We start from the raw sequence: 14746 nt of genomic DNA, 5'->3' as shown, positions 1-14746 counted from the left end.
GTGATCGACGTCGACGCGATGGTGGCGAACGCCGCGCGTCTGCGCGAGCTCACCGGCGCCCGCCGGCTGATGGCCGTCGTCAAGGCCAACGGCTACGGGCACGGCGCCCTGGCCGCGGCGCAGGCGGCGCTCGACGGCGGCGCGGACGCCCTCGGCACCGCGGAGCTGCGGGAGGCCGTGGCCCTGCGCGAGGCAGGCGTCGTCGCTCCGATCCTCTGCTGGCTGCACGACCCCGGCGAGGACTTCGACGCGGCGCTCGAGCACTCGATCGACGTCGCCGTCTCCTCCGTCGACCAGCTCGACACGCTCGCGCAGTCGGCGGAGGACCGAGGCGTGCGCGCGGCCGTGCAGCTCAAGGTCGACACGGGCCTCAGCCGCAACGGCGCCGCGGAGGAGGAGTGGCCGCACCTGGCGGAGTCGCTCGCCCGTCACAGCGCTCGCGGCACCGTCCACCTCACCGGGCTGTTCTCGCACCTGTCGAACACCTCGCGCGAGGACGACCTCGCCCAGCTCGCGCTCCTCCGCCGCGCCGAGGCCGTGCTGGCCGCGCACGGGGTGCAGGCGCCGGTCCTGCACCTCGCGGCGACGGCGGCGGCGCTGCGCCTCCCGGAAGCACGCCTCGACATGGTGCGCAGCGGCATCGCCCTCTACGGACTCTCGCCGTTCGAGGACGAGACCTCGCTCCAGCTCGGGCTCGTCCCGGCGATGACGCTGCAGGGCCGCGTCGCCGGCGTCCGCCGGGTGCCCCACGGGACCGGCGTGAGCTACGACTACACCTGGCGGGCCGAGGGCGGGACGACCCTCGCGCTCGTGCCGTTCGGCTACGCGGACGGCATCCCGCGGAGCGCCTCCGGCGTCGCGGAGGTCTCGATCGGCGGCCGCCGCCACCGGATCGCCGGGCGGGTCGCGATGGACCAGTTCGTCGTCGACGTGGGGGATGCGAGCGTCGCGACGGGCGACCCGGTGACGCTCTGGGGCGACCCGACGACCGGCGTCCCCTCGGTCGACGAGTGGGCGCGGTGGTGCGGCACCATCAACTACGAGCTGGTCACCCGGCTCGGGCCGCGGGTCCAGCGGCGGCTGCTGAGCGCGGCGGACGGCCGTGCCTGAGCGCTCCTGGTTCGCGGACCGCGTCGTCGAGGTCGCCGATCCGGAGGCCATGGCGGAGCTCGGCCGCGAGCTCGGCCGAGTGCTGCGCGCCGGCGACCTGCTGGTGCTGACCGGGCCGCTCGGCGCGGGCAAGACGACCTTCACGCGCGGGCTCGGCGAGGGCCTCGACGTGCGGGGTCCCGTGACGAGCCCCACCTTCGTGATCGCGCGGACGCATCCGCCGCTGCACGACGGGCCGCCGCTCGTGCACGTCGACGCCTACCGCGTGGGCTCGCCGGTCGAGCTCGACGACCTCGACCTCGATCCGGCGCGCTCGGTGATCGTCGTGGAGTGGGGGGCCGGGATGCTGGACGGCGTCGCGGAGTCCTGGCTCGACGTGGTCATCGAGCGGCCGACCGCCGGCTCCGACGCCGAGGAGGGCGAGGAGCCGATCGAGCCGCGGACCGTCCGCTTCCGCGGCACCGGCTGGAGCTGAGCCCGCGGGTACCCTGGACGCGTGCTCCTCGCGATCGACACCTCCTCCGGAACCTCCGTCGCCGTCGTCGACTCCGCGGGCGCCGTGCGCTCGGAGCGCACCGAGATCGACACCATGCGCCACGCGGAGGTGGTCGGCCGGCTGATCCAGGAGGCGCTCGAGGCGGCCGACGTGGCTCCCGGGGGCATCGAGGCGGTCGCCGTGGGCATGGGCCCCGGCCCCTTCACCGGCCTCCGGGTCGGGATCGCCGCCGCCCGGGCCTTCGCGCTCGGCCGCGGCGTCCCCACCCTCCCCGTGGTCTCGCACGACGCGATCGCGCTCGCCGCGCTGCGGCACGGGCGCGCCGCGGGCTTCCTCGTCGTCACCGACGCCCGCCGCCGAGAGCTGTACTGGAGCGCCTACGACGGGCTCGACGATCAGGGGCTCCCCGTCCGCCTCGCCGGCCCGGGCCTGGACAAGCCGCCGGCCCTCCCGCATCCGGAGCTCCCGCGCCTGGAGGCCGAGTCTGTCTCCGCCGGCGAGCTCGGAGTCGTGGCCGCCCGCCTGCGCGCGGCCGGTCGGCCCGGTGCCGCGGACGAGCCCCTCTACCTCCGCTCGCCCGACGTCACGCTGTCCGCCGGCCCCAAGCGGGTGACCGCATGAGCGAGGCCGTGCTCCGCGACGCGCAGGCGGACGACCTCGACGCTGTCATGGCGATCGAGGAGTCCGAGTTCGCCGGCGACGCCTGGTCGCGCGGGATGATGGCGGAGGAGATCCGGAGCCGTCACACCCGGTACCTGGTCGCCGAGCAGGACGGCGAGGTGGTCGGCTACGCCGGGCTCCTCTGCCCCGTCGGCGCCCACGAGGGCGACGTGCAGACGATCGCGGTCGTCGCCCGGGTCCGCCGCACCGGCCTCGGCCGCCGACTGCTGCGCGCGCTCCTCGAGGCGGCCCGCGAACACGGCGCCCGCGAGGTCTTCCTCGAGGTCCGCGCCGACAACCCCGCCGCGCAGACCCTCTACCGCTCGGAGGGCTTCGAGGAGATCGGCGTCCGCCCCGCCTACTACCAGCCCGACGGAGTGGACGCGATCGTGATGCGCCGGCCGCCGACCCCGACCCAGGAGACCCCGTGAGCACCGGACCCCTCGTCCTCGGCATCGAGACCAGCTGCGACGAGACGGGGATCGGCATCGTCCGCGGCACGACGCTTCTCTCGAACACCATCGCCTCCTCGATGGAGGAGCACGCCCGCTACGGCGGCGTCGTGCCCGAGGTGGCCGCCCGGGCGCACCTGGAGGCGCTCGAGCCCGCCCTGCACGCGGCGCTCTCCGAGGCCGGTGTCGCGCTCGGCGACCTGGACGCGATCGCGGTCACCAGCGGACCGGGACTCTCGGGCGCCCTCATGGTCGGCGTCGGAGCGGCGAAGGCGCTCGCCGTCTCGCTCGGCCTGCCGCTCTACGCCGTGAACCACCTCGTCGGCCACGTGGGAGCCGATGTCCTCCGTGCAGACGGCAGCGAGGGCAGCCCCGTCGAGGTGCCGACGATCGCGCTGCTGGTCTCGGGCGGGCACACCTCGCTCCTGCACGTGCGCGATCTGGTATCGGACGTCGAGCTGCTCGGCGAGACCATCGACGACGCCGCCGGCGAGGCCTTCGACAAGGTGGCACGAGTCCTGGGCCTGCCCTATCCGGGCGGACCGCAGATCGACCGGGTGGCGGCGGACGGGGACCCGAAGGCGATCCGCTTCCCCCGCGGGCTCAGCCTGCCGAAGGACCTCGAGCGCCACCGCTACGACTTTTCGTTCTCCGGGCTGAAGACCGCGGTCGCCCGCTGGGTCGAGAAGCGCCAGGACGCGGGGGAGGAGGTGCCCGTGGCCGACGTCGCGGCGAGCTTCCGCGAGGCGGTCGCCGACGTCCTGCTCACGAAGGCGCTCGCCGCCTGCCGCGACCGGGGCGTGCCGCGCCTCCTGCTCGGCGGCGGCGTGGTCGCCAACGCCCGGGTGCGCGCGCTGGCGGAGGAGCGGTGCGCGGCCGCGGGAGTGACCCTGCGGATCCCGGCGCTCTCGCTCTGCACCGACAACGGCGCGATGATCGCCGCACTGGCGGCGCAGCTGATCGAGGCGGGGCATCCGCCGTCGGGGCTCGGCTTCGGGGCCGACTCGACCCTCCCGGTCACCGAGATCCAGGTCCGCTGAGGCCTCTACCGGGCGGCGGCCGGGCCGCGCAAGCGCCATCCAGCTTTTTGACAGGCGGATCGTGCCACTGCCACTCTTGGCCGCATCCGCTCGTTCCTGACCCTGGGGGATTCCATGACCACTCCGTACACGCCCGCGTCCGACCGCTACAACATCCTGGCGATCATCGGCTTCATCGCCTCGTTCTTCGTCTCCATCGTGGGCATCGTGCTGGGCTTCATCGCCCTGTCGCAGATCAAGCGCACGGGGGAGAAGGGCCGCGGCCTCGCCCTCGCCGCCGTCATCATCGGCTTCGTCGCGATCATCATCACCATCATCTCGTTCGTCGCGCTCTTCTCGATCGCGGCGACCATGCCCTCGACCGGGTACTGATCGACACGCCTCCGAGGCTCGGGGGCGCCCGCACCACCAGGAGGACACCGTGACCGACGACACCGCGCCCGGACCGCAGACCGGACCGGCGCCCGCGCCGTTCGCCCCTCCGCTCGGCGAGCCGTCGGCGGCCTACCCGCCGCCGACGGCCGCCGCCGGTCCCTACCCCGGTCTCCCGCCCCGCCGCCCGCCGATGAATCCGCTCGCGGTCGCGGCTCTGGTGTGCGGACTGCTGGGGCTGGCGCCCGCCGCCATCGTCCTCGGCCACATCGGCTTCGCCCAGGCCCGACGCTCCGGACAGCGCGGCCGCGGTCTCGCGGTCGCCGGCTTCGTGCTGGGCTACCTCGCGATCGTCCTCGCGGTGATCGCCTACCTCGCCTGGACGGCCTTCGTCGGCGACCTGCGCGACGGCGGCTACCTGCCCGCGTGAGCGGACGGAACCCCTCCGCCGCCGCCCGGGTGCTGGCTAGACTCGCGCCATGAGCGACGACAGCACCCGTCCCGGTCCCGGCTCCGACGAGCAGCACGGCTCCGTCCCGGTCCCGCCGGCCCCGCCCGTCCCCCCGGCCCCGCCCGCTCCGCCCTCGGCCGCGTCGCAGCCGTCGGTGCCGCTCGCCGACTCCGCACCGCCGGCCTACGGGTCGCCGCCGCCGCCCGCGTACCCCTCGGCGCCCGCCTACTCCTCCGCGCCCGGCCACCCCGCCGCCTACGCGGCCGCTCCGGCGCCCGTCGTCCCCCGCACGCTGAGCCTCGTCGGGATGATCCTCGGCATCGTCGGCCTGGTCATCACGCTCTTCGCCGCCGGTTTCGGCTTCCTGCTGTCGGCTCCGGCCGTCGTGCTCGGCTTCCTCGGACGCCGGCGCGAGCCGGCCGCGCGCGGCTTCGCGCTGACCGCGATCATCACCGGGTTCGCCGGCATCGCCGTCTCGCTGATCTACCTGGCGGTCTTCCTCGTCTTCGTCGTGGTCGCCCTCGCCGCCGGCACCTCCGGCTACTGAGCCGGCGCGGGCCGCTCGACGCGCTCCGCGAGCAGCGCGCGGTGGCGCCCGGCGATCCGCGTCAGGATCAGCACCGCGCTGCCGGTGCCGGAGAGGCCCAGCCGCTTGCGGAAGCGGGCGGGGTCGACGTCCACCCCGCGCTTCTTGATCTCGAGCACGCCGATGCCGCGGGTGCGCAGCTCTTTCGCCAGCGTGCGCTCGTCCAGCGGCAGCTCGGCGAGGACCCGGAAGCTGCGGAGGAAGGGCGAGGCGGCCGCATGGTCGCCGGTCAGGTAGGCGATGCCGGGCGAGAGCATCCGCGAGCCGCTGGAGCGCGCGAGCTCGCCCAGGAGGCGCGCGCGGATCGCGGAGCCGTCCGGCTCGTGCACGAACGCGCCGAGGGGGCCGACCTCCTCGTCCTCGCTGTCGCCCGCCGCGGTGAGCTCGGAGGAGCCGGTCGCGCCGAGCAGCAGAGCGGAGCGGCGCACGCCCGGGCGCGCCAGAGAACCGAACCAGAGCCCGGTCTCGACCAGCTCCCCGTCGACCGAGACCCACTGCGCCTCGGCGTCCCGCGGCAGGCGCTCGCGGTCGAAGCCGGGACCCACCTTCACGCCCACGGGACGATGCTCGGCCAGGCCGAACGCGAAGTCGAGCGAGGGGGAGTAGTCGTCCGGATCGTCGAGCCGGCGGGTCTCGCGGTGGCCCGCCGTGCGGCGTGCCGGGTCCAGGTAGACGGCGTCGAAGCCGTCGAGGTCGAAGGCCTCGGCCGTCGAGTGCACGGCGCTCGCCGCGGGGAACGGGGCGAGGTTGAAGCTGGCCAGGGTCGCGGTGACCTCGTCGGCCTCGACGGCGGTGACCGCCAGGTCGATCGCGGCCATCGCGAGGGCGTCGCCGCCGATCCCGCTGCCGAGGTCGGCGACGCGCGCCGCTCCCGCCGCGGCGAACCGGCCAGCGTGCAGGGCGGCGACGCGCAGCCGCGTCGCCTGCTCGAGTCCCGCGTCCGTGAAGAGCATCGAGCGGGCGAACTCTCCGAACTTCGCCTCCGCCTTCTGCCGGAGCCTCGCCTGGGTGAGCACCGCGGCGACGAGGACGGGGGAGTGGCCGGCGGCCCGGAGGCGTGCCACGGCCCGCACCAGGTCGTCGGACCGGTAGCCGTCGAGGGAGTCGAGGAGCCGGAGGCCCTCGGGGGAGAGGAGCTCGACCAGCTCGTCGCGTCGCATCCGGCCATGGTAGGCCACGGCCTCCCGGCGGGTCCGCCGCCCCGCTTGGCACTCTGATTGCACGAGTGCCAGCGGAGCCCCTACGATGGATCTAGCACTCTCGGAGCGTGTGTGCCAGAACCGCGTTCCGCCCACATCGTCGTCAAGAAAGAGGTCAACCGTGTCGGTGTCCATCAAGCCGCTCGAAGATCGCATCGTCATCAAGCAGGTCGAGGCGGAGCAGGTGACCGCTTCCGGTCTCGTCATCCCCGATACCGCCAAGGAGAAGCCGCAGGAGGGCGAGGTCGTCGCCGTCGGACCCGGTCGCATCGACGACAACGGCAACCGCGTGCCGCTCGACGTCGCCGTCGGCGACAAGGTGATCTACTCCAAGTACGGCGGAACCGAGGTCAAGTTCGGTGGCGAGGACCTGCTGGTCCTCTCCGCTCGCGACGTCCTCGCGGTCGTCGTCCGCTAGGCAGCATCCCTCGGAAGGGCCCGTCGACCTCGGTCGGCGGGCCCTTCCGTCGTTCCCGGTCCTCCTCGCGACCAGTGGCCTGATCCGCCCGCTGCGGGGCCGTCCTCCCACCCCGCGCCTGCGTAGCATCGGGGGAGTGACCAGCTCCCGCACCCCTGCCGAGGCCGTCTCGCCGTCCCCTTCGGACGTGCCCGTCGGCGAAGGAGTGGAGGCGCTCGGAGCGGCGGGACGCCCGGGCGGGATGTCCGGCACGGGGCTGCTGTTCGCGTTCTCGGCCTACCTGCTCTGGGGTGCGATGCCCCTCTACTTCATCGCGATGGCGCCGGCCTCGCCGTTCGAGATCGTCGCGTTCCGGGTGCTCTTCTCGCTCGTCTTCTGCGTGATCCTGCTCACGGTCCTCCGCGGCTGGCGCTCCTTCGGCGCGCTGCTGCGCCGCCCCCGCCTGCTCGGCGTGATGGCGATCGCGGGCGTGCTCATCTACGTCAACTGGCAGGTCTACGTGATCGCCACGACCACGGGCCACGTCATCGAGGCGGCCCTGGGCTACTTCATGAACCCGCTGGTCACGGTGCTGCTGGGCGTCCTGGTGCTGCGCGAGCGCCTCCGGCCCCTGCAGTGGGCCGCGATGGGCGTCAGCGCGGTCGCGGTGCTGGTCATCGCGGTGGGCTACGGATCCTTCCCGTGGATCTCGCTCGCCCTCGCCTTCTCGTTCGGCCTCTACGGCCTGGTGAAGAGCCGCGTCGGCGGCACGGTGGACGCGGTCGGCGGGCTGACGCTCGAGACGCTCTGGCTGACGCCGCTCGCCGTGGTGCAGCTGGCGGTCGTCGGCTCCACGGTGGGGCTGACCCTGACGACAGAGGGGACGGGGCACGCCCTCATCCTCGCCTCGGCCGGGATCGTCACGGCCGTCCCGCTGCTCCTGTTCGCGGGCGCCGCCCGGCGCCTCCCGCTGTCGATCGTCGGCTTCGTGCAGTACCTGACGCCGTTCCTGCAGTTCCTCGTCGGGGCCTTCGTCCTGCACGAGGAGATGCCGCTCGAGCGCTGGATCGGCTTCGCGCTGGTGTGGGCCGCCCTGGCGATCTTCTCAGGCGACCTCGTCGCCGCGGAGCGCAGACGGCGCCGATCCTCCGTCTGATCTGCGGAACGCGTCGTCCTGGCGCGGCGCGACAGCGGAATGGTAACGATCCGGTCGCGAAACGTATTGGTAACACCCCTGTATTGTTCACGGCTGCTTCGAAGGTTAGGTTGGCCGAGCGGTTGCCACCGGCGCCGCTCCCACTGACACACACCTCTCAAGGAGCAACATGGGCGTTTACGCGAAGGCCGGCTCGGCCCGCGCGCGGTCCCTCCGGGCAACCCTCGGCGGCGTCGCCATTCTGGGCGCCAGCGCTCTCGTCCTCGCCGGCTGCGCCGGCGGCGGCGACAGCGGATCGAGCGGCGACAGCGGCTCGGGCGACCTGTCCCTCAAGATCGGCACGATCCTCCCGCAGACCGGCACCCTCGCCGTCCTCGGCCCGCCCGAGATCGCGGGCGTCGACCAGGCGGTCGTCGACATCAACGACGCCAAGGCCGGCATCACGATCGACGTGGAGCAGAAGGACTCGGGCGACACCACGACCGACATCGCGACGCAGTCGGCCACGTCCCTCATTGCCGACAACGTCTCCGCCATCATCGGCGCGGCGTCCTCGGGCGTCTCGAAGACCTTCATCGACCAGGTGACCCAGGCGGGCGTCGTCCAGATCTCGCCGGCCAACACCTCGCCGGACTTCACGACCTACGACGACGACGGCTACTACTGGCGCACCGCTCCCTCGGACGTGCTCCAGGGCCGCATCCTCGGCAACAAGATCCTCGGCGACGGCAAGACCAACGTCTCGATCCTGTACATGAACGACGCGTACGGCACCGGCCTCGAGAAGAACATCAAGGAGACCCTCGAGGCGGGCGGAGCATCCGTCGCGGCGGAGGAGATCTTCGAGCCGGCCTCGACCGACTTCAACTCGGCGCTGACCTCGGTCCTCGCCCCGAACCCCGACGCGCTGGTCGTCATCTCGTTCGACGAGATCAAGACCATCGCGGAGCAGCTCTCGGCCAAGGGCTTCGACTTCTCGAAGCTCTACGGCACGGACGGCAACTACGGCGTCATCGGCGAGTCCGACACCAACGTCGACATCGCCGGCGCCCAGTTCACCAACCCGGGCGTCCAGGCGTCCGAGGACTTCCAGGGCAAGCTGCAGTCGCTCGTGGAGTCGCAGGGCAACGACGCGCTGACCGTGTTCAGCTACGCGCCGGAGTCGTACGACGCCACGGTCCTGACCGCTCTCGCCGCGCTCCAGGGCAAGGCGACGGACGGTGCGACCATCCGCGACAACCTCATGTCGGTCTCGGAGGGCGGCACCAAGTGCACGACCTTCGCCGACTGCGCGAAGCTCATCGCCGACGGCGAGGACGTCGACTACGACGGCCTCTCCGGCCCGATCTCGTTCGACGAGAACGGCGACACCAGCGAGGCCTCGGTCTCGATCTACAAGTACGGCACGGGCAACACCACCTCCTTCGAGGAGACCGTCGAGGGTTCGCTGAACTGACGACGCGGTGACGCGGCTCCTGCCGCATCCCTGAGGGGCTCGGTCTTCGGACCGGGCCCCTCCGCCGTTCCCGGAGCGGAGAGCAGGAGACGCGCCGGTCGTGCGGACGCAGCGAGGCGCGGCGGTCGTCCGGGAGGGTGGCCGCTGTCGGGTGCGGGCGGACGGCTCCGCGGCGTCCAGGGCCCGGCGTGGCGTCGAGGAGCCACCCGGGAGGAGGAGCGGCTCTGACGGCCTGTACGCGCCTCCGAGCGCCTCTCCCTGCCTCGAGGGGGCGCCCTGCCGAACCGCGGGCGGGAGCGACGACGTCGAGCGGGAACGCAGAAGCGCGCGCCCTCCAGTGGGAGGACGCGCGCTCGTGGAGTGCGGAGGGCCTAGGAGGCGCGGAGCAGCTCCGCCTCCTGCGCCAGGCGGTACGTGACGAAGGAACGGCTGTAGTTGCGGCGCTTGCCGCCGGTGGTCTCGGCGATGACGACCTGGGCGTAGACGCCGACGACGCGCCAGCGCTCGTAGTCGCCGATCGCACCGGTGCCGAAGCCGGCTCCGAGTTCCACAGGGGCGGGGGTGTATCTCTTCATGGTCGGCTCCTTCGAGGCGGACGACGCGGCGCTCGAGGCGCTGCGGGGAGGGGAGGAGATCGGCGGCCGATCGCGGTCCCTACCGGGGGAGAGGGGAGCGGGACGTCCCCCTGCAGGGCTGTCCCGTGTACCCAAAACTACGGCAGGCAGGGCGATATCCTGTCCCCCTCGTGGGTGTCGCTGGTGCGGAGAGACTCTCGCTGTCCTGCCCTCGTCCCGCGGACAGGAGACCGAGGGTCCGGCCCGCCGTTCCGCCGGCTTCCCGGGGGTTCGGCGGGCATCGCGGAGAGACCGGTGAAGGCCTGTCCGCGCCGGGAGAGCGGCCCCCCCGCCTCCCTTCTGCGGCACCCCTTGCCGGCGCGTCTCCGGGCACCGAGCCGCCTGCCTTCCCGCCCTGCTCGGAGTGGTCTCCGAGCCGCCCGGCGCCCTGCGCGAGCGGCCCCGCCTCCGCCCCGGAGCCGCACCGGCCCCTCGGCCCGCTCGCGCCCGCTCCGCGCCCCGGCAACGACGAAGGGCCCGCCGTCCGGAGACGACGGGCCCTTCGCAGCGGGGGTCAGCCGCCGACGGTCGGGGTGCTCGTGGTGACCTCGTTGGTCGTCGCGAGCGTGCCCAGGTAGAGCTCGATGACCTTCGGATCGTTCATCAGCTCCCGGCCCGCGCCCTCGTAGGCGTCGCGGCCCTGGTCGAGGACGTAGCCGCGGTCGCAGATCTGCAGCGCCCGCCGCGCGTTCTGCTCGACGATCATGATCGAGACGCCCGCGCGGTTGATCCGCTGCACGTTGACGAAGGTCTCGTCCTGCCGCATCGGGGACAGGCCGGCGCTGGGCTCGTCGAGCAGCAGCATCGACGGGTCCATCATCAGAGCCCGCGACATCGCCACCATCTGGCGCTCACCGCCCGAGAGCGACCCCGAGCGCTGCTTGAGCCGCTTGCTGAGCTCCGGGAAGAGCTCGGTGACGAACTCGAGCCGCTCCTTGTACAGCTTCGGCTTCTGGTACATGCCCATCTCGAGGTTCTCCTCGATGGTGAGCGACGGGAAGACGTTGTTGTTCTGCGGCACGAAGCCCACGCCCTTGGACACCAGCTTGTCGGCCTTGAGGCCGGTGATGTCCTCGCCGTTCAGCAGGACGGTGCCCCGGCGGATGTTGACCAGGCCGAACATCGCCTTCAGCAGCGTCGACTTGCCTGCACCGTTCGGGCCGATGATCCCGACGAGCTCGCCGCGCTTCACGTAGACGTTCGAGCCGTTGAGGATGTTGACCCCCGGCACGTAGCCCGCGTGCAGATCGTGCGTCTCGAGGGTGTTCGGAGTCGTCGTGTCGGCGGTCATCTCTCGTCCTTCTCGAATTCGACGGCCGGGGCGTCGGTCGTCGGGGCGACGCTCGTCGGCGCGGAGGCCGACGGGGACGCCGTTCCGGCGGCCGGAGCGTCGTGGCCGGGCGTCGGGACGCCGGCCTGCTCCGCCTGCCGCTCCACGTCCTCGCGGACGAGGTCGGAGTCCATCTCCTCGGCGATCTCGAGCTGGCCCTCGATCGTGCCCAGGTCGGTGTCGTGGTGCGCGCCCAGGTACGCGTCGATGACGGCCGGGTCGTTCATCACGGTCGAGGGCGGGCCCTCGGCGACGACCTTGCCCTCGGCCATCACGATCACCCAGTCGGCGATCGTGTTGACCATGTGCATGTCGTGCTCGACGAAGAGCACGGTCATGCCCTCGTCCTTCAGGTTCACGATGTGGCCCAGGAGCGACTGCGTCAGCGCCGGGTTCACCCCGGCCATCGGCTCGTCGAGCATGACGAGCTCGGGCTCCGACATCAGCGCCCGCGCCATCTCGAGCAGCTTCTTCTGGCCGCCCGACAGGCTCGACGCGTAGTCGTCCCGCTTCGTGTCCAGCTTGAACTTCTCGAGCAGGCGGATCGCGCGCTGCTCGATCGAGTCCTCCTCCTTCGACCACAGCGGGCGGATGAGCGAGGTGAAGATGTTCTCGCCCTTCTGCCCCTTCGCGCCGAGCAGCATGTTCTCGAGCACCGTCATGCCGCCGAGCGCCTTGGTGAGCTGGAACGTGCGCACCATGCCCATCCGCGACACCCGGTAGGCCGGGACGTTGGCGAGGTTCTTGCCCTTGAAGTTCCACTTGCCGGTGTTGGGCTTGTCGAAGCCCGTCAGCAGGTTGAAGAACGTGGTCTTGCCGGCTCCGTTCGGGCCGATCAGGGCGGTGATGGATCCGCGGGGGATCTCGAGGTGCTCGACGTCGACCGCGGTCAGGCCGCCGAAGCGGCGGCTGACGTTGTCGGCGACGACGATGGGGTCCTTCTTCCTGACCCCGGGGACGATTGCTTCCTCGGTGATGTCCGAGACCGGCGTCTTAGGCAAAGTGCAGATCCTTCTTCTTGCCGAAGATCCCCTGGGGTCTGAAGATCACCAGGAGCATGAGGGCTACCCCCACCACGATGAACCGGATGGGTCCGGTCTGCACGGTGGTGAGGCGGATGAGGTCGTTGTTGAGGACCCCGGTGTCGATCCCGAGCGTGAGCAGTCCGTCGGTCAGACCGAGGACGACCCAGAAGATGATCGAGCCGACGACGGGTCCGAAGACCGTCGCGGCGCCGCCCAGCAGCATGATCGTGTAGAGGAAGAACGTGAGCTGGGTGCCGTAGTTGTCGGGCTGGAGCGAGCGGGGGAGGATGAACAGCGCTCCTGCGAGGCCTCCGAGCACGCCGCCCAGGATGAGCGCCTGGATCTTGTACGAGAAGACGTTCTTGCCGAGCGAGCGCACGGCGTCCTCGTCCTCGCGGATGCCCTTGATGACGCGGCCCCAGGGGCTGCGCATCAGGAGGAACACCAGGAGGCAGGCCAGGAGCACGAGGCCCCAGCCGACGATCCGCACCCACCACTGGTCCTGGCTGTAGGTGAGGACGCCGATGCCCCAGCGGCCCTCGGGGAGCGGGTTGAGGTCGTTGAACGCCTTCGCCGCGCCGTTGATGCCCTCCGAGCCGCCGGTGATCGCCGAGAACTCGGGGGTCTTGACCGAGAGCCGGATGATCTCCGCCGCCGCGATCGTCACGATCGAGAGGTAGTCGGCCCGCAGCCGGAGCGTCGGGATGCCCAGGATGAGCGCGAAGACGGTCGCCGCGACGATCGTCGCGAGGAAGGAGCCCCAGACGGGCCACTCGAACTTGACCGAGGTGATGGCGAAGGCGTAGCCGCCCACCGCCATGAAGCCGGCCTGTCCGAAGTTGAGCAGCCCCGTGAATCCGAAGTGGATGACCAGGCCGATGGTCGCCAGCGCGTACGCGGCGACAGTGGGATCGACGATCTGCCCGATCGCCAGCCAGATGAAGTTGAGGTTCATGGTGTCCTAGCCGATCCGTTCCTTGCGGCCCAGGATTCCCTGCGGCCTGACCAGGAGGATGATGATCATGAGAACGAGCGGAGCCACGTACTTGAGATTCTCCGGGATCCAGATCGTCGAGATGTTCATCATCAGTCCGATGATGAGCGAGCCGACCAGCGCGCCGTAGGCGGAGCCGAGTCCGCCGAGCGTGATCGCCGCGAAGATCAGCAGCAGGATCGACGCTCCCGTGTCCCAGCGCAGCGACTGGTAGTAGCCGATGTAGACGCCCGCCAGCGCGGCGAGAGCGCCCGACATCACCCAGACGACGCGGATGACGCGCTCGACGTTGATGCCCGAGGCGGAGGCGAGGGCCCGGTTGTCCGAGACCGCCCGCATCGCCTTGCCGATCTTCGTCTTCGTGAGGACGTAGGCCACGGCGACGATGCAGACGACGCCGACGACGGCGCCGACGATGTCGGTGAACTTCAGGCTGATCCCGAGCTCCGGCACCGTGAAGAACGGAGCGGTGCTGTTGGGGAGCGAGAGGCGGTCGGCTCCGAAGAAGAAGACGAACACGTAGCGCAGGGCCAGCGAGAGGCCGATCGTCACGATCATCAGCGGGATGAGCTGGATGCCCTTCTTCCGCAGCGGCTTCCAGAGCAGCCCGTCCTGGACGAAGCCGAAGGCCCCGCCGAGGATCACCGCGATCGGGATGGCCAGCAGCGCCGGGAGTCCGAAGACCCCGGAGAAGAGGTACGCCATCAGCGCCCCGAAGGTGACCAGCTCGCCGTGGGCGAAGTTGTTCAGGCCGGTCACGCCGTAGATCAGCGAGGCGCCGATCGCCGCGAGGGCGATCAGGAGCCCGAAGATCAGGCCGGTGACGACCTTCGGCCAGAAGATGATCCAGAACGTGTCGGCCGACACCGGCTGGTTCACCGCGTTGGACGTCCCGTCGGGGTTCGTCGCGTCGTTGCCGGTCGTGCCCTCGGTCGCGGGGCTCGTCGGAGCCGCGGAGTCCGTCGGGACCGGGACGGTCGCTCCGGAGCCCTTCGGGTTGGCCGTCGAGACGATGAAGTTCACGATCTGGTTCTGCGAGGCGACGATCTTCACCTGCTTCGGGTTCTGACCTGCGGCGGGGTAGCCCTTGTCGGCGGGCAGGGACTCCTCGTCGACGGTCACCGTGTAGGTGCCCGCGGCGTCGAGGGGGAACGTGGCCCGGCCGTCCTCGCCGGTGGTCACGGTCGCGGAGGCGTCGCCGCCGATCTCGACGGTCACCCCCGTCAGGTTCTCGTTCGTCCCCTGCACGCGGACCCAGGCGATGATCGACTGGTCGGCGGTGGTGGCGGCGAGTGCGGCGGGGGCCGCCGCGGCGATCCCGGTGAGGGTCGCGGCGAGCAGACCCAGGGACAGGAGCCGGTCTCGGAGCCTCGGGCGTCTCCTATCCACGGGGCGCCTCCCGGTCCGT

At 71.6% G+C, this 14746-nt stretch carries 17 protein-coding genes; 11 read left to right on the top strand and 6 right to left on the bottom strand.

The genetic code is table 11. From position 1 onward, the window contains the following. From alr to C5C37_RS14960, 8 genes are all read left to right on the top strand, one after another. Positions 1-1110, top strand: coding sequence for an alanine racemase (gene alr, locus C5C37_RS14995; RefSeq protein WP_258072460.1), 1110 nt, complete (start codon positions 1-3; stop codon positions 1108-1110). 49 nt (positions 1111-1159) lie between these two features. Continuing rightward, positions 1160-1585 (top strand): tRNA (adenosine(37)-N6)-threonylcarbamoyltransferase complex ATPase subunit type 1 TsaE, encoded by a 426-nt coding sequence (gene tsaE, locus C5C37_RS14990; protein WP_104227417.1) that lies wholly within the window; start codon positions 1160-1162, stop codon positions 1583-1585. 21 nt (positions 1586-1606) lie between these two features. After that, positions 1607-2227: a tRNA (adenosine(37)-N6)-threonylcarbamoyltransferase complex dimerization subunit type 1 TsaB gene (tsaB, locus tag C5C37_RS14985; RefSeq protein WP_104339185.1), complete on the top strand. Its 621-nt coding sequence runs from the start codon at positions 1607-1609 to the stop codon at positions 2225-2227. After that, on the top strand, positions 2224-2697 hold the full coding sequence (gene rimI / locus C5C37_RS14980) for a ribosomal protein S18-alanine N-acetyltransferase (RefSeq protein ID WP_104339184.1): 474 nt from the start codon (positions 2224-2226) through the stop codon (positions 2695-2697). Before tsaB ends, rimI begins: the two co-directional genes overlap by 4 nt. Continuing rightward, entirely contained in the window at positions 2694-3758 is a 1065-nt protein-coding gene (gene tsaD, locus C5C37_RS14975) for a tRNA (adenosine(37)-N6)-threonylcarbamoyltransferase complex transferase subunit TsaD (protein WP_104225013.1), read from the top strand. The genes rimI and tsaD overlap by 4 nt, the downstream gene beginning before the upstream one ends. A 114-nt stretch (positions 3759-3872) precedes the next feature. Continuing rightward, the gene (locus C5C37_RS14970; RefSeq protein WP_104225014.1) at positions 3873-4130 is read left to right on the top strand and encodes a DUF4190 domain-containing protein; all 258 of its coding nucleotides are present in this window, start codon (positions 3873-3875) and stop codon (positions 4128-4130) included. Between the two features lie 49 nt (positions 4131-4179). Beyond that, complete coding sequence (locus tag C5C37_RS14965; RefSeq protein ID WP_104339183.1) at positions 4180-4560, top strand: DUF4190 domain-containing protein; 381 nt, start codon at positions 4180-4182, stop codon at positions 4558-4560. 49 nt (positions 4561-4609) lie between these two features. Further along, a complete protein-coding gene (locus tag C5C37_RS14960; protein ID WP_104274232.1) occupies positions 4610-5128 on the top strand; it encodes a DUF4190 domain-containing protein in 519 nt (172 codons plus the stop codon). Here C5C37_RS14960 and C5C37_RS14955 read toward each other — a convergent pair. Continuing rightward, positions 5122-6327, bottom strand: a complete 1206-nt coding sequence (locus C5C37_RS14955; RefSeq protein ID WP_104309418.1) for an SAM-dependent methyltransferase — start codon at positions 6325-6327, stop codon at positions 5122-5124. The genes C5C37_RS14960 and C5C37_RS14955 overlap by 7 nt on opposite strands. A 160-nt stretch (positions 6328-6487) precedes the next feature. On the opposite strand from C5C37_RS14955, the gene groES reads away from it, so the two are divergent. From groES to C5C37_RS14940, 3 genes are all read left to right on the top strand, one after another. Further along, complete coding sequence (groES, locus tag C5C37_RS14950) at positions 6488-6784, top strand: co-chaperone GroES (RefSeq protein ID WP_097167691.1); 297 nt, start codon at positions 6488-6490, stop codon at positions 6782-6784. Positions 6785-7025: 241 nt separating this feature from the next. Continuing rightward, positions 7026-7919 (top strand): EamA family transporter RarD, encoded by an 894-nt coding sequence (rarD, locus tag C5C37_RS14945; RefSeq protein ID WP_104224726.1) that lies wholly within the window; start codon positions 7026-7028, stop codon positions 7917-7919. Positions 7920-8088: 169 nt separating this feature from the next. Beyond that, complete coding sequence (locus tag C5C37_RS14940) at positions 8089-9375, top strand: ABC transporter substrate-binding protein (RefSeq protein ID WP_104234163.1); 1287 nt, start codon at positions 8089-8091, stop codon at positions 9373-9375. A gap of 371 nt (positions 9376-9746) precedes the next feature. Here C5C37_RS14940 and C5C37_RS14935 read toward each other — a convergent pair whose 3' ends face one another. The 5 genes from C5C37_RS14935 to C5C37_RS14915 all read right to left on the bottom strand — a co-directional run bounded on the left by C5C37_RS14935 (position 9747) and on the right by C5C37_RS14915 (position 14727). Next, positions 9747-9950, bottom strand: coding sequence for a hypothetical protein (locus C5C37_RS14935; protein WP_146076626.1), 204 nt, complete (start codon positions 9948-9950; stop codon positions 9747-9749). A 553-nt stretch (positions 9951-10503) separates the two neighbouring features. Then, positions 10504-11280: an ABC transporter ATP-binding protein gene (locus tag C5C37_RS14930; RefSeq protein WP_104273403.1), complete on the bottom strand. Its 777-nt coding sequence runs from the start codon at positions 11278-11280 to the stop codon at positions 10504-10506. After that, positions 11277-12320 (bottom strand): ABC transporter ATP-binding protein, encoded by a 1044-nt coding sequence (locus C5C37_RS14925; RefSeq protein WP_104224730.1) that lies wholly within the window; start codon positions 12318-12320, stop codon positions 11277-11279. Before C5C37_RS14925 ends, C5C37_RS14930 begins: the two co-directional genes overlap by 4 nt. Then, positions 12313-13299, bottom strand: coding sequence for a branched-chain amino acid ABC transporter permease (locus C5C37_RS14920; protein ID WP_104224731.1), 987 nt, complete (start codon positions 13297-13299; stop codon positions 12313-12315). The genes C5C37_RS14925 and C5C37_RS14920 overlap by 8 nt, the downstream gene beginning before the upstream one ends. 6 nt (positions 13300-13305) lie before the next feature. Further along, complete coding sequence (locus C5C37_RS14915; protein WP_104269416.1) at positions 13306-14727, bottom strand: branched-chain amino acid ABC transporter permease; 1422 nt, start codon at positions 14725-14727, stop codon at positions 13306-13308. Between the last annotated feature and the right edge of the window lie 19 nt (positions 14728-14746).

The organism is Rathayibacter sp. AY1F9 (assembly GCF_002932155.1).
GTDB lineage: Bacteria > Actinomycetota > Actinomycetes > Actinomycetales > Microbacteriaceae > Rathayibacter.
The sequence above is the reverse complement of the archived record's forward strand: the minus strand, read 5'-3'. Positions and strand labels throughout refer to the sequence as shown.